Source organism: Ruegeria sp. BC7 (assembly GCF_056539165.1).
Map to the genome: position 1 here is coordinate 645953 of NZ_JBQFUL010000001.1, position 15084 is coordinate 661036.

General features: G+C 58.4%; 14 protein-coding genes. 13 read left to right on the forward strand and 1 reads right to left on the reverse strand.

Going from position 1 to position 15084, the window contains the following annotated elements:
* The first annotated feature begins 61 nt into the window (after positions 1–61).
* Positions 62–742 (forward strand): GntR family transcriptional regulator, encoded by a 681-nt coding sequence (locus tag ACR0KS_RS03000; RefSeq protein WP_170562492.1) that lies wholly within the window; start codon positions 62–64, stop codon positions 740–742.
* A 115-nt stretch (positions 743–857) separates the two neighbouring features.
* Here ACR0KS_RS03000 and ACR0KS_RS03005 read toward each other — a convergent pair whose 3' ends face one another.
* Positions 858–2078: an amino acid permease gene (locus ACR0KS_RS03005; protein ID WP_170562495.1), complete on the reverse strand. Its 1221-nt coding sequence runs from the start codon at positions 2076–2078 to the stop codon at positions 858–860.
* A 409-nt stretch (positions 2079–2487) separates the two neighbouring features.
* Here ACR0KS_RS03005 and ACR0KS_RS03010 point away from each other — a divergent pair, with 409 nt between their 5' ends.
* The 12 genes from ACR0KS_RS03010 to ACR0KS_RS03065 all read left to right on the forward strand — a co-directional run bounded on the left by ACR0KS_RS03010 (position 2488) and on the right by ACR0KS_RS03065 (position 15079).
* Positions 2488–2895 carry a c-type cytochrome gene (locus tag ACR0KS_RS03010; RefSeq protein ID WP_170562498.1) on the forward strand — a complete coding sequence of 136 codons (408 nt, stop codon included), beginning with the start codon at positions 2488–2490 and terminating at the stop codon, positions 2893–2895.
* Positions 2896–3141: 246 nt separating this feature from the next.
* The gene (locus ACR0KS_RS03015; protein WP_170562500.1) at positions 3142–3591 is read left to right on the forward strand and encodes a phasin family protein; all 450 of its coding nucleotides are present in this window, start codon (positions 3142–3144) and stop codon (positions 3589–3591) included.
* A gap of 58 nt (positions 3592–3649) precedes the next feature.
* Entirely contained in the window at positions 3650–4057 is a 408-nt protein-coding gene (locus ACR0KS_RS03020) for a universal stress protein (RefSeq protein WP_170383415.1), read from the forward strand.
* 110 nt (positions 4058–4167) lie between these two features.
* Positions 4168–5142 carry a zinc-dependent alcohol dehydrogenase family protein gene (locus ACR0KS_RS03025; RefSeq protein ID WP_480693137.1) on the forward strand — a complete coding sequence of 325 codons (975 nt, stop codon included), beginning with the start codon at positions 4168–4170 and terminating at the stop codon, positions 5140–5142.
* Positions 5143–5389: 247 nt separating this feature from the next.
* A complete protein-coding gene (locus tag ACR0KS_RS03030) occupies positions 5390–6406 on the forward strand; it encodes a substrate-binding domain-containing protein (RefSeq protein ID WP_170383419.1) in 1017 nt (338 codons plus the stop codon).
* A gap of 93 nt (positions 6407–6499) precedes the next feature.
* Positions 6500–8014 (forward strand): sugar ABC transporter ATP-binding protein, encoded by a 1515-nt coding sequence (locus ACR0KS_RS03035; protein WP_170562509.1) that lies wholly within the window; start codon positions 6500–6502, stop codon positions 8012–8014.
* Positions 8015–8028: 14 nt separating this feature from the next.
* Entirely contained in the window at positions 8029–9024 is a 996-nt protein-coding gene (locus ACR0KS_RS03040) for an ABC transporter permease (protein WP_170562512.1), read from the forward strand.
* Positions 9024–10004, forward strand: coding sequence for a sugar-binding transcriptional regulator (locus ACR0KS_RS03045; RefSeq protein ID WP_170562515.1), 981 nt, complete (start codon positions 9024–9026; stop codon positions 10002–10004). The genes ACR0KS_RS03040 and ACR0KS_RS03045 overlap by 1 nt, the downstream gene beginning before the upstream one ends.
* Positions 9994–10989 carry an aldo/keto reductase gene (locus tag ACR0KS_RS03050; protein WP_170562518.1) on the forward strand — a complete coding sequence of 332 codons (996 nt, stop codon included), beginning with the start codon at positions 9994–9996 and terminating at the stop codon, positions 10987–10989. The genes ACR0KS_RS03045 and ACR0KS_RS03050 overlap by 11 nt, the downstream gene beginning before the upstream one ends.
* Before the next feature lie 31 nt (positions 10990–11020).
* A complete protein-coding gene (locus ACR0KS_RS03055) occupies positions 11021–12742 on the forward strand; it encodes a glycerol-3-phosphate dehydrogenase/oxidase (protein ID WP_480693110.1) in 1722 nt (573 codons plus the stop codon).
* Entirely contained in the window at positions 12733–13575 is an 843-nt protein-coding gene (locus ACR0KS_RS03060) for a Cgl0159 family (beta/alpha)8-fold protein (RefSeq protein ID WP_170482988.1), read from the forward strand. The genes ACR0KS_RS03055 and ACR0KS_RS03060 overlap by 10 nt, the downstream gene beginning before the upstream one ends.
* A complete protein-coding gene (locus tag ACR0KS_RS03065; protein ID WP_170562523.1) occupies positions 13568–15079 on the forward strand; it encodes an FGGY-family carbohydrate kinase in 1512 nt (503 codons plus the stop codon). The genes ACR0KS_RS03060 and ACR0KS_RS03065 overlap by 8 nt, the downstream gene beginning before the upstream one ends.
* Positions 15080–15084 lie beyond the last annotated feature (5 nt).

Below are 15084 nucleotides of genomic sequence, written 5' to 3' on the forward strand. Positions count from 1 at the left end.
CGTTTGACTGGTACTGTATCCAGATGTATACATGTGGACGCAATACATAAGAGCGAGTGCTATGTCCACCCTAGACGACCCAATTCAACCCGGCCCTCAGGGGAACTCTGCCTATCATCGACTGCTGGAGGACATCCGCGAAGGCTCTTTGCTGCCCGGCGAACGTCTGCGCGAGATTGAGCTGTCAGAGAGGTTTGGTGTCAGCCGGACACCGGTGCGCGAAGCGATCCGGCAGCTTGAGGCAGATGGTCTAGTTACCCATATCCCTAGACAGGGCGCGACGGTCCGCAGCCTCGACTACGCCGAGGTGATGGAGCTTTATGAAATGCGCGCCGTGCTAGAGGGGACCGCCGCGCGCCTCGCGGCGCGGGCGGCATCGGATGTCGAGCTTGACGAGCTGGAGGTTCTGAACGACCGGTTGGCAGAGGCAGGCACCGGGCCGGAAGCTGCGCGGATCAACCGAATTTTTCACGCAACGCTTTTGGATGCGGCCAAGAACCGGTTTTTGGCAAAGTCGATGCTGTCGCTACAAAAGGCATTGCTGATCCTGGGGCCATCACAACTGCTGGACAGTGACCGGGCCGAAACCGCCGTGGTTGAGCATCGGCGGATTATGGCAGCCCTGACATCGCGTGACGGGGCTGCGGCGGAAACAGAAATGCGCGCGCATATTCACGCGGCTCAGCGCATGCGAATTCGTGCGCTTCAAGAGCGCGACCGCACAACGGATCAAGGCCGATAGGAAACCTGTACACTGACGGCACTAAGGGTGGGGTCGAGGGGGGCTTCATCGTTTTTTGCTGGGTCCGCGACCCTCTTGAGCCGAAAGCCGAGGGCCGGGAGCGTGTCGCGCCACATCACAGAAACCCAGCGCCAAAAAGCAACGTGCTGCTGACCACTCCAAGGATCGGTACAATAGGCGGGACACGAAAATGCGCTTCTGCTGTGTCGGGTTTCATCTTGATGAGGATCAACGACATGTTGACCAAGACAAAGACACCCAAGACGATCTGAGATGTGCGTTCTGCAAGAATGCCGATGGGCAGAGTTTGTGTCAGCAGAAGAATTGTCACTACGACCAACAAGGTCGCCACGACCGGCGTTTGTGTCGCGCGAGGGACTGTTGCCAGAACGTTCGGAAGATGGCCTCGGTCAGCAAGTCCGTAGATCACGCGCGACGCCATGATCATCTGGATCAGCACTCCGTTGACGGTCGCAACGATTGCAACCGAAGAAAACCCCTGTTTGATGAGTGTTGGCGCTTCTGTAAAAACCAGTGCAAGAGGCGCGGCCGAACTTGAAAGAAGGTCAATCGGGACTACCAGCAATACCGTCATCGACGTCGCCAAGTACAGCACTGTTGCCAGAACCAGAGTCAGCAGGATCGCCCTTGGTATGGTGCGGACCGGATCTTTGACCTCTTCTGCGACGTTTGCCATGTCTTCAAAGCCGACAAAGGCAAAAAACGCCAACAACGAGGCGGCGAAAATGCCCCGCCACGTGTTCATTTGGAAAGGCGGCACCATTTCGCTTAGCGCATAGCCTTGCGGATCATCAATCGAAAGACCCCAGCCAACGACGAACAGCAGCCCGGAAATCTCGATTACAGTAATGACGGCGGCAACGAAGACAGACTGTGTGATGCCCCAGAGGGCGATAAGCCCCATGGCAAGAACGACAATGATCGTCAGAAATGCCGTTCCCAAACCGGTCAGGGCGTGTAGATACGAGGCGGCGCCGATAGCGACAGCCGAGGCTGAAATCACCCCAGATGCAGCGACCGAAAGGCCAACCAGAACGGCCATCCAGTTTCGCTGAAACCCGGCCTCTACATAGGCGGCTTCGCCCGCGCTGACGGGATAGCGCGTCGCAAGTTCCGCGTAAGACAAGGCCGTCAAGGACACCACGAGCGCGGCCACAAGAAACGAATACGCCGCATATGGCCCCGCTATGTCGGCCGCTGTCCCGACAAGCACGTAAATTCCCGCGCCGACGGTGACGCCCAGACCGTATAGCGTGAGCAGCGGAGTCGTCAGCGCCCGGCGCAGTTTTGGCGGCGTTTGGTCAGTCGTTGCCATGCGGATCGCTCATCAACAGTCCTCTGTTTCCAAGTCAGGCAAATTGAGGTGTTCCAATTGTTCAACACGCTTATACGCAAGAGGGGCTCGCCACCTTTCATGCCGAACCCCCAAGGTGGAACCTCCACAAGTTTTGAATTCCGTTCACCATCATGCGTATTGGGGACAGGTCGGCGAGCGTAGACCGTTATAAAACATTCGTATTTCACTATATGATGTGGCCGCGCGCATTGATCTAAATCAACTCATTCCGATGGGTAGGCCTGCAAAGCAGCGGAGACTGCGCAGGGAAAGTTTGGCTCTGACCTGGGCTGTTTCTTTCGAGCGGGAACATGAGAGAGGTCAAAGAAGTGCCAAGCAGAAGCCGTGTAGACTGATCCCGAACCGAGGGAAAACACAGGAGGAAAAGATGCGGGTTATACGTGGAATTGCGCTGGCCGCTCTTACGTCGGGCGCAGCAATAGCGCAGGATTTGAACGTTCAGGACGGGAATGATCTGTACAGGACATATTGCTGGCAGTGCCACGGATTCGAGGCGACCGGAGACGGACCAATGGCCGAGATGCTGGCAATACGCACGCCGGATCTGACCAAGCTGGCGGCGCGAAACGACGGTGTGTTTCCAACCGAACTTGTGGCCCAGCAAGTGGACGGGCGATCGCCTGTGCTGGCCCATGGCGGTGAAATGCCGATATTCGGACCTGCGCTGGATTCAGACAAGCAGATCGCGTTGTCTTTGCCGAGTGGTCAACCGATGATGACGGGCGTGCCCTTGGCCAGCTTGATCGCATTTCTCCAAACGATTCAGGTTGAATAGGCGCTCGATCTCAGAGGTCTGTTGGGGTTGCGGCCCCAAGATCGCGAACACGACCGTGCTGGCCAAAGTAAGGGCCAATTTGGGAGCCGGCCAAGTTGCACTGCTGGCAAACTGGCAAGAAAATCACCTCAGGCGTTACACACAATCCTGCAACGTTCATGCGGTTCCGGCCGCATTGATCTAAATTAAGGCGGATTTTCCAGTATCTGGCAAAATTGCGTGATTAGGGAAAAGGAGGAATGTCCGATGCCAGAAAAGAGTTCAAAATCCAGCTATCCCGGTCCACTTGTCGATGTCTTCAAACAGATGCAGTTCTCGGCATCTTCAAACCCGGTCTTCGGAGCGCAGATAGAACAGTTCTGGGACGCTCAGGAAAAGATGCTGGCAGAGGCGGAAACTTTTGCTCAACACTGGTTCGAGCGTCGCCACGAAGCGGTGCGTTCTGCATTGAAGGCCGCGCGTTCGGCGTCGTCTGCGAACCCGGCCGACCCATCAAAAGCTATGCAAACCATGACCGAATGGCAGCGTCGATCAGCAGAGCGGATGGTGGCGGACGCACAGGAATGGTTTGAGACGGTTGCCCGTTGTGCATCCTATGCCACTGAGACCGAAGTCAAAGCCGTCGAGAAAACCGTAGCAGACGTTACGAGCGCCGCAAAAGCTGTTGGAAAGTCATCGAAATCTGAACCGGTTTAGGTGTCAGCGGTCACGATTGCTGGCCTGAATTCAACAGGAACACACAAGGAGGGGAAACATGTATAGGAACATCCTGATTCCTGTCGCTCTGGACAAATCCCACGACACTCAGGCGTCTTTCGAGGCCGCGCGTTTGCTGGCTGATTCCGATGCCACCTTCACCGTGATACATGTGCAAGAGCCGATACCTGCGTATGTAGCCTCGCAAATTCCCGAAGATGTCTTTGCAAACACACGTCGTGAAGCGCAAGAGGAACTGCATTTGCACGCTTCCGGGTTGCCGCGCGCCACAACGCGGCTCATCTCTGGGAACCCGGGGCGGGCGATCGTTGACTTTGCAAATGAACATGACATCGATTGTATCGTGATTGCTTCGCACAAGCCCGGCTTTGAAAACATCTTTCTTGGTTCGACCGCAAACCGCGTTGTTCATCACGCAAAATGCGCGGTTCATGTAATCCGTTGAGCTTGGGGTGCGCCTAGAACCTATCGCAAAAGACTACCAGTTGCCGGTCTCACCTTGGCTTTTGGCCTTGGCGGCCATGTTGCATGGAAAGGAAGCTCACTGTGCGTGCTATGCTATTTGACGGAGCCAGTCCCCGGCTGCAACTGCGTGATCTGCCAATTCCCGAACCCGGCGCGGGTCAGGTGCAAGTGCGCATTGAGGCGTGTGGAGTCTGCCGCACAGAACTGCATATCGTGGATCAGGATTTGAAGAATCCTGTCCTTCCCTTGATTCCGGGACATGAAATTGTCGCGCGTGTCAGCAAGCTGGGCGCTGGGGTCGATGCGTTCAGAATTGGTCAGCGCGTCGGTATACCGTGGCTGGGTCATACTTGTGGTACGTGTGAGTATTGCCGATCGCAGCGCGAAAACCTTTGTGATTTTCCGGGGTTTACCGGCTACACAATAAACGGAGGATACGCGGAATTTTGCGTTGCTGATGCTGGCTTCGTCTTTCCTCTTGCAGAAGATGCGACGCCCGAAGAACTGGCACCGCTTCTCTGCGCTGGGCTTATCGGTTTCCGCAGTTTCAAAATGGCCGGTAACCCAAAACGTCTGGGTCTTTATGGGTTTGGCGCTGCGGCACATATTTTGTGTCAGGTTGCTAATTTTCTGGGGATCGAGGTGTATGCCTTTACCAGAGATGATGATCTTGCAGCCCGGAAATTTGCCTTGGATTTGGGCGCAATATGGGCCGGAGGCGCGTCTGAAACACCTCCCGCCAGTCTGGACGCGGCAATTATTTTTGCCCCGGTAGGGGGCTTGGTCCCGATCGCGTTGAAGGCAACCCGCAAAGGAGGGCGCGTCGTCTGCGGAGGGATTCACATGAGCGACATTCCCAGCTTTCCCTACGCCGACCTCTGGGAGGAGCGATCAATTCTGTCCGTGGCAAACCTCACTCGCGCGGACGGGCAGGAGTTTTTTGATCTGGTGGCAAGGATGCGGATAGAAACCAGCGTCGTGACGTATCCTTTGGAAAAAGCAAACGAGGCTTTGGAAGACTTGCGGCAAGGGCGGCTGCAAGGTGCCGCTGTTCTTAGGATTTAACGCGCTCCTGATCGATCACCCACCTTTCAAATCAGACTTCTTCCAGCGTTCTTGCTTGCCGGCGAGCCCGTTTTGAAAAAAATTTCACACAAAGGTAAAAATATCAAAACTTGTTGACTTGCCTTCCGGGACGGCTCTAAAACTCCATGTATGCAATAAAAGGCATAAAGTGAAATTTCTTGCAAATGCTTTGCGGTGGAGGAAGAATGCAAAGCACGTGCGGGAACACGCTCTTGGGAGGAGTTCTATGAAATACCGGAAAACCAACGGGATTATTGCCTCTGCCGCCATCGCTATTGCTGGCGTGACGGCTGCACCGGCGACGGCCGAAGGCATCATGTGCGAGCCGGGCGAAACCTACATCATGAACGTCATGGTATCGGGTCACCCTTACTGGGTGCCAGTGTATCAAGGCTTCAAGCAGGCGGCCGAGGCTTTTGGCTGCAAGACAGTCTTCTCGGGCACGCCGGACTATGACATCACCAAGCAGATTGCCTCGTTCGAGCAGGATCTGGTGAAGACACCTGCGGGTGTTCTGCTGCATCCGATGCAGTCCGACCCGTTCATCGAACCGATCAACCGCGCCATCGACAATGGCACCGAGATCGTGACCTTCGCCGCTGACAGCCCGAATTCCAAGCGCACGGGATATATCACTTCGGACAACCTTGCCGAAGCCAAGTTTGCGGCGGAGGAAATTGTTAAACAGGTCGGAGACAGCGCAGAATACGCGGTGCTCGAAAATCCGGGCCAGTCGAACCATGACCTGCGTGTGACCGCTCTGATCGCGTACATGGAGGACAACTATCCGAACATGACGCTGGTTGGTCGTCAGGCCACGAACCAGGACAGCAACGCGGCCTATCGTGCAACGGCCTCGATCATTCAGGCAAACCCGAATGTCGCGGCGATCTGGATCCCCGAGGCGGGCTCTGCCGAAGGTGCCGTAGCTGCCAAGCTGGAGGCTGAATCGGACATTCTGATCATGCACGCGGACGTAACGCCGACAACGCTGGAACATATCCGCGCGGGCAACATCCATATGTCGCTGAACCCCAACCAGGGCGTGCAGGGTTTCATGGGCTTTATGGCGGTGCACCTGGCCAATCGTTCGGACGTGTTCGATCCGTTCAACGACTGGAAAACCAGCGGCTTCAACCCGGTTCAGATCCCGTTCATGGATAATGGCTTTGCGGTCATCACCAAGGACAATGCCGACAGCTTTGATCTGAACGTCTACATGGAAGGCCGCGATCCGGCCTAATCGGGAAACTCCCCGATGAGCCGCCCGCGCAGTTCCAGAAATTTTCGCGGGCGGTTCAAGACGCCAATAATAGACACCCAACAAGGTGCTGCCATGCAAGACGACGTGATCCTCCGGATATCGAACCTCAGCAAGTCCTTTGGCCCTGTCAAAGCATTGCGTGGGATCGACTTTGAACTCCGCAAAGGGGAAATCCACGCCATTGCAGGCGAAAACGGTGCAGGCAAGTCGACCTTGATGAATGTGATCGACGGGATTTTGCAGCCGGACAGTGGGCAGATTGTGCTGGACGGCAAACCGGTCAAAATCTCGTCGCCCACTATGGCACAGCAACTGGGCATCGGTTTCGTCCATCAGGAAATCGCCCTGTGCCCCGATGTGTCGGTGGCTGAGAATATCTTTATGGCCAAGACCAATGTCAGCCGCTCGTGGCTGATGGACTACGAGAAACTGGAACGCGAGGCGGTGGATGTGTTTCGCCAGCTCAGCGATATCGACCCGTCGGTCCTTGTGAAAAGCCTTTCGATCTCGAACCAGCAGTTGGTCGAGATTGCAAAGGCTCTGACGTTGGATTGTCGGATTCTGATCCTGGATGAGCCCACAGCCGCACTCACGGAAACCGAGGCTCAAACCCTCTTTGGGATCATGCGTAATCTGGCGGATCGGGGGATTTCGATTATCTACATCTCGCATCGGATGGTCGAGATTTTCGATAATTGCGACCGGGTGTCGGTGTTCCGGGACGGGCAGCACATTGTCACGAACGACGTGGCCGATATTCAGCCCAGCGATGTGGTGAATGCGATGGTCGGGCGGGTGATCGACAACCTCTATCCCGCGAAACAGCAAGCGCCGTCGGAGGAGGTCATCCTCGACGTGCGCAACCTGACCGAGGCGACGCGGTTCCGCGATGTCTCATTCATGCTGAAAAAGGGTGAGATTCTGGGCATTGCGGGCCTGATCGGTGCGGGCCGTAGCGAGATTGTCAAGGGCATCTGCCGGCTTGAGGGTGAGGTGACGGGGCAGGTTTGGCTGAACGGTAAGGAACTAAAACTGCGAAACTATCAGGACAGCATCGCCAAGGGGATGGTGTACTTGTCCGAGGACCGCAAAGGCGATGGCGTGTTTCTGGACCTGCCGATTGCCGCCAACGTCTCGGCCCTGAAGCTGGAGCAAGTGTCCAACGGGGTCGGCCTGATTCAGTCCGCGACGGAAGAAGCGCAGGCCGAGGCATTGGGGCGCAAGTTGAACCTGAAATGCGGGTCGCTGAATGATCCGGTGTCGTCCCTGTCGGGCGGCAATCAGCAGAAGGTGGCGCTGGCAAAGATGCTGTCGGTCAACCCGCGCCTGATCTTTCTGGATGAACCGACCCGCGGGGTTGATGTGGGCGCGAAATCCGAGATCCACCGCATTCTGCGCGATCTGGCGCAAGAGGGCGTGGGGATTGTCGTGATCTCATCCGAGCTGCCCGAACTGATTGGTGTCTGCGACCGGGTGCTGGTGGTGCGCGAAGGGCGCATCAGCGGTCAGGTCACGGGCGATGAGATGACAGAAGAAAACATCATGCACCTGGCCTCGGTCATGGACGTGCAGCCCTCGGTCGCATGAGCGGAGAAAGCAACATGGACAACACCGTGAACCTGACCCAACCGGGTGAAACCGACGGCACCCCGCTGCTGAAACGAATGATTCGGATGCGCGAGACAGGGCTGATCGTTATCATTCTGGCGCTGTTCCTGATCATGTCCTTCGCCTCGCCCTATTTCCTGACCTGGGCGAATATGCGGGCAATGTCGATGGCCTTTGCCGTCGATGGGTTGCTGGTGATCGGGATGACGATCCTGCTGATATCGGGCGGGATTGACCTGTCGGTCGGCTCGGTCACGGCGCTGGCGATGGTGATCGCGGGGTGGCTGTTCCTGAGTGGTGTGAACCCTTGGGTGGCCTCGGCCATGGCGATTGCATTGTGTACGGGGATCGGCGCCTTCATGGGGTTCTTCGTGACCCGCGTGGGCTTGCATCACTTCATCGTTTCGCTGGCGATCATGGTGATCGCGCGCGGTGCCTGTCTGCTGTTCACCGGAGGGCGTCCGCTGGGCCTTTATACCCTGCCGCCCGAGTTCAAGTTCATCGGGCAAGGCAGCATCGGGCCGATCCCGATTGTGATCGTCATCTTTCTGGTCTTCGTGATCGCCTTTGACTTCATGCTGCGGCGGACGACCATGTTCCGCAAGGTGTTCTATACGGGCAGCAACGAAAAGGCCGCCGCCTATTCGGGTATCCGCACCAAGAAGGTCATCTTCCTGACCACGACACTGTGTTCGACCCTATGCGGCGTTGCAGGCATCATCTACATGGCGCGGTTCGGTTCGGCGCAACCCACCTTCGGGCTGGGGCTGGAACTGACCATTATCGCGGCGGCAGTCATCGGCGGGGCCAGTCTAAACGGCGGCTCGGGGTCCATTCTGGGCGCGATCCTTGGCGTTGTCCTGCTGTCGCTCGTCTCCAGCTCGTTGGCGCTGCTGGATGTCTCGGTCTACTGGCAGGACATCATCCGCGGCTCGATCCTGCTGGCGGCGGTGACCATCGACCACTATCTGAACAAAAGGCGCGGGTGATGGTCGATAAAAAGAAAGACTTTGAACTTATCCGGCAAATCCACACCGTTCTGGTCCTGCACTATCTGGAAGGGCAGAAACAGGCCGATATCGCGCGGGCGCTGAACCTGTCGAATTCCAAGGTCAACCGCCTGATTACGCAGGGTCGCAAGATGGGCATGGTCAAGATCGACATCGAAAGCCCGTTCGAGACACTGATGGATATTGAACGTGACCTGACCCGCTCGACTGGTCTGTCCGAGGCCATCGTGACCCCCGCAGTTGCGGGCAGCGAGGAAACGACCTTGCAACAGGTGGGTCGTGCCGCCGCCAATCACCTGCTTGAGACCCTGCGCGATGGCGACGTCATTGCAATCACCGGCGGCAAGGCCGTCAGCGCCACGGTCGAGGCGTTGGAATCGGAACGCGATTTTGACGTGACAGTCGTGCCGCTGACCGGCGGCATTCAGGGCAAATATTATACGGATGTGAACCATCTGGCGACGCAGATGGCGGATCGGCTGGGCGGCGAGACCATGCTGCTGCACGCACCCCTGTTCGCCGAAAGCCGCGAACAGCGGGACATGCTGGAACAGGTGTCCTCGATCCGCGAGGTGCTGGATCTGGCCCGCCGCGCGAATGTGGCGCTTGTGGGGGTTGGTTCGATCGAACCCGAAGGCTCCAGCTATTACGACCTTCACCCGGTGCCCGAGGCGGATCGCAAGATGCTGATGGGTATGGGCGTGATCGGAGAGTTTCTGGCCCATCTGATCCATATCGACGGCTCGGTCTCGAACTATGCGCTGAACTCGCGGCTGGTTTCGGTCACGCCGTCCGATCTGGCGCAGTGTTCGCGGGTGATCGGGGTCAGTGCCGGGGCGCAGAAAGTGCAGCCGATCAAGGCAGTATTGAACGGAAAGTTTCTCAACTCGCTGATCCTGGACGAAGATACAGCGACCGCAGTCATACAGGAAATGGAAGGAACACGAGATGTCGCATGAGATGCTGACACGGGAAATTGGTGCTTCGGGGATCGAGGCTTCGGTCATCGGGCTGGGCACTTGGGCCATCGGCGGATGGATGTGGGGTGGCACGGATGAGGCCAAATCCATCGCCGCGATTCAGGCCTCGGTCGATGCAGGCGTTTCGTTGATCGACACAGCCCCGGCTTATGGGCGGGGCGTGGCCGAGGACATCGTCGGCAAGGCGCTGAAAGGGCGGCGTGACAAGGTGGTGCTGGCCACCAAATGCGGGCTGGTCTGGCACATGCAGAAGGGCAACCATTTCTTCGACTATGACGGCAAGCCGGTGCATCGCTATCTGGGCAAGGACGCGATCATCTATGAGGTCGAACAAAGCCTGGCCCGTCTGGGCACCGACTATATCGACCACTACATCACCCATTGGCAGGACCCAACCACCCCCATCGCTGAGACGATGGAGGCGCTGGAGACCCTGAAACAGCAGGGCAAGATCCGGTCGATTGGGGCCAGCAACACCTCGGTCGATGAGGTGAAGGCTTATGTCGCCGCCGGTCAGTTGGACGCCGTTCAGGAAGAATATTCCATGGTCAAACGCGACATCGAGGGCACTCTGCTGCCGGTCTGTCGCGAAAACGGAGTGTCGGTGCTCAGCTACTCCTCATTGGCGCTGGGGCTGCTCAGCGGCAAGATCGGCCCGGATCGTGAATTTACCGGGGACGATCAGCGAAAGGACAACCCGCGTTTCTCGATGGCGAACCGCCAGAAGGTCGCGAACCTGATGGAGACCATCGCACCCATTGCCGAAGCCCACGGCGCAACGCTGGCGCAGACGGTGATTGCGTGGACGGTGCAACAGCCCGGTATCACCTTCTCGCTATGTGGCGCGCGTGACGCGGCGCAGGCGGTCGAGAATGCCAAGGCGGGCCGGTTGCGTTTAACCGACGGCGAGATTGCCGAGATCGACGCCCAAGCCCGCGCGCATCTCAGCGATCTGGACAGCTAAGCCCCAAGACCCCGCAACGAACAGGACCACTATGTCAGAACAACGGCACCAAAACCTGACAAAACTGCGCGAGAACGCTGCGTTTGACGTCGTGGTCATCGGCGGGGGCGTAAACGGGATCGGCGTTTACCGGGAATTGGCTTTGCAGGGACTGCGCGTGCTGCTGGTCGAGCGCAACGACTTTGCCTCGGGCTGCAGCGCCGCGCCATCGCGGATGATCCATGGCGGGCTGCGCTATCTGGAGAATGGTGAATTCGATCTGGTGCGCGAGTCGCTTCAGGAACGTGATGCGCTGCTGCTGAACGCCCCGCATATGGTGCGGCCATTGCCGACGGTCATTCCGATCACCTCGGTCTTTTCCGGTATGTTCAATGCAGCGGCCAGCTTTGTCGGGTGGCAGGGAAAACCCTCAAGCCGGGGGGCGGTGCCGATCAAGCTGGGCCTGTCGCTGTACGACTGGGTGACGCGCAAGCGGCGTATCCTGCCAAAGCATCATTTCAACGGCGCGGGGCGGACTCGCAAGGATTGGCCCGCGCTCACGCCCAAGGCCACGCGGTCGGCGGTGTATTACGACGCGCAGATCACACATCCGGAACGGTTGTGTGTCGAGATGATCCGAGACATGCAGGTCGCTGCGCCAGATTGCATGGCTCTGAACTATGCCGAGATGACACGGTTGGGCGAAGACTATGCGGTGACTGACCGGCGCAGCGGCCAGAGCCTGCGGGTGCAGCCCAAGGTGATCGTGAACGCCACTGGCGCCTGGCTGGACGACACGGTGCGTGGCTTGGGCGGTGGCGCCAATGAGCAGATGGTTTCGGGCACCAAGGGCTCGCATCTGATCATCGACAACCCGGCGCTGGTGCAGGCGCTTGGCGGTCATATGGTCTATTTTGAAAATACCGACGGGCGGGTCTGCATCGTCTTCCCCTATCAGGGCAAAGTGCTGGCCGGTTCGACCGATATTCGCGTCGACAAGGCAGCGCGTGTGCGGTGTGAGCCAGACGAGTTCGATTATATTCTCGGTTCGCTGCGGCTGGTATTTCCAGAGATTGAGATCGCCCCCGAACAGGTGGTGTTCAGCTACAGCGGTATCCGTCCGCTTCCGCACAGTGATCAGGATTTCACCGGCCGGATTTCGCGCGGTCACTACACAAAACGACTGGACGGAGATGTGCCGCAATTTTGCATGGTAGGCGGCAAATGGACCACGTTCCGCGCCTTTGGTGAACAGACCACGGATGAGGTTCTGGCCGAACTTGGCAAAACCCGTCAGGCGTCGACCCTCGCGCTGGCCATCGGAGGTGGAGCGCAGTTCCCGGATGATCCGGCCACGCTACTGCGCAGGTTGGTCGAAGAATTCCGCATCACGCCAGAGCGCGCGCAGCATCTGATCGAGCATTACGGAAGTCAGGCCGATGACGTCGCCTTGTTCTGCCAGTCCGCGCAGGACGCACCGCTGTCCGAAACCTGTCCCTACACCGAAGCCGAGATCATTTGGCTGTTGCGCACCGAATTTGTCGAAACCCTGTCGGATATCGTCCTGCGCCGCACGGCTCTGGCGATCACAGGGCAGATTTCGGCGGCATTGCTAGACAAGTTGGGTGCGCTTTTGGCCGCTGAACGCGATCTCAGCTCGCAGGAAATCACCGATCAGACCCAAGCGCTGATCCATGAATTGTCCGAGTTCTGTGGCGTGACCGCCGAAACTCTGACCGCACGAAATAATGAACGGAGAACAGAATGCGTGTAAGCACCAAAGCCCGGATGAACCGGATGTTTACCAATGGCGGATGTCTGGACGTGGCGATCGACCACGGGGTCTGCAACGAACCCAGCTTTATGGTCGGGCTTGAGGATATGGCCGGCGTCATGGACACGTTGATCGGGGCCAAACCGGATGCGATCCAATGCGCCTATGGTCAGGCCGACCTGCTGCAATCGCGTCCCGAAAAGGACAAGCCCGCGCTGGTGATGCGGATCGACATGGGTAACCCCTATAACGATCAGCGCCACCGGGTGATGTGGTCGATGCTGCAAAACGCCGACGAGCCGATCATCGGCGCGCTGGAAATGGACGCGGCAGCCGTGGTGGTGAACCTGTTCATGCTGCCCGATGAGCCAGAGTTGTTCCGTCAATGTGTCGAAAACATAAGCAAGGTACGCGCGGCCTGCCACAAATACGGGATGCCACTGATGATCGAACCTCTGGTCATGCTGCCCAACGATGTGCGGGGCGGCTACCAGGTGGACGGTGACGCGGAAAAGATCGTGACGCTGGTGCGTCTGGCCTCGGAAATGGGGGCGGATATTATCAAGGCCGACCCGACCGAGAACGCGCAGGACTTCCACCGCGTGATCGAGGCCGCCCGCGTGCCGGTTCTGGTGCGTGGCGGTGGTAAAGAAGACCTCAAGAACGTGCTGATGAAGTCGGCGGCTCTGATGGCGCAGGGCGCGCAGGGGATGGTTTATGGCCGCAACATCTATCAGCATGACAACCCAAAGGCGGTTGTGGCGGCGCTGATGGCGATGATCCACAATAAGGCCAGCGGCGAAGAAGCGTGGGACATCTATAACCGTGGCTAAAGACGGATACATATTGGGGCTGGATGCGGGGAACACGGTCATCAAGGCCGTTCTCTTCGATCTACAGGGGAACCCCGTGGCGATGCAGGCGCTGGACGGGCAGTCCTCGACCCCGCAGCCGGGGCATGTTGAGCGGGACCTGAACGAGCTGTGGGCGAATGCCCGGCAGGTGATCTCTGGCTGCATCGAAAAGGCCGGGATCACACCGGATCAGATTATTGGCGTCGGTTGTGCAGGGCATGGCAACGGGCTGTATCTGCTGGACAAGGCGGGTGAGCCTCTGGTCGGTATCCAGTCGCTGGACACGCGCGCTGCTGGTCTGGCCGAGGAGCTGTCCGAGGCCGCAGGGGATGCCCTGCACGCGCTGTGTTTGCAAAAGCCCTGGCCGTCCCAGACTCCGGTTCTGCTAGCCTGGATCAAGCGCCACCGCCCCGAGGGTTACGCACAGACCGGCACGGTGCTGTTGTGCAAGGATTTCATCACCTACAAACTGACCGGCGAGCGGGTCAGCGAGATCTCGGATATGTCCGGCTGCGGCCTGACGCGGATGCCCGATTGTACCTACGATGACGGGTTGCTGTCGCTTTACGGTCTGGGTGACGCGCGCGAGATGCTGCCGCGCCTGATCGACCCGGCGGACATTGCCGGAACCGTCAGCGCGGAGGCCGCCGCAGTGACCGGGCTGGCCGAGGGTACGCCGGTGATTGGGGGCTATTTCGACGTGGTGTCCAGTGCCATGGGATCAGGCGTTGTGCGCGCGGGTGAGGCGTCGATCATCGCGGGAACTTGGAGCATCAATCAGGTGTTCTCGGACGCGCCTGCCGTCAATGATGATCTGTTCATGGTCTCTGGCTTTGGCCCCAACCGGTTCGTGAATATCGAAGCAAGCGCGACGTCGGCCGCCAATCTTGAATGGTATGTGCGTGAATTCGTTGAACGCGGCGCGCATCACGACGACCCATTTGGGTTCTGCAATGAGAAGGTGGCCGAGGTCACCCCTGCGGCTGATGATCCGTTCTTTCATCCGTTCCTTTATGGTTCGGGGCAGGGGGCCTCGTTCCGGGGCGGGTTCCATGGCGTTGCGGGCTGGCATGGCGAGGGCCATATGCTGCGCGCCTTGTTCGAGGGTGTTTTGTTCGAGCATCGCCGCCATATCGAGGTTCTGAAAACAGCGGGCGTCAGTTTCGACCGGGCGGTTCTGTCCGGCGGCGGCTCGCGCAGCCCAGTCTGGCCGCAGATGTTCGCTGATTGCCTTGGCGTTCCGATCTACGTGGCCGAAGCGCAGGAGACCGGCGCGCTGGGGGCAGCGATTGGCGTGTCTGTGGCGACAGGCGCGTATGGCTCTTACGAAGAAGCCATCGGTCAGATGACCCGCCGCAAGGCCGAGTTCCAGCCGAATTCCGAAATGAAAGCCCATTACGACACCCGCTACGCGCAGTATCTTGCGCTAATCGAAGCCATGCGCGGGTTTTGGGACAGCACCCAAACTTCAATGGAAAGGTAATCAAC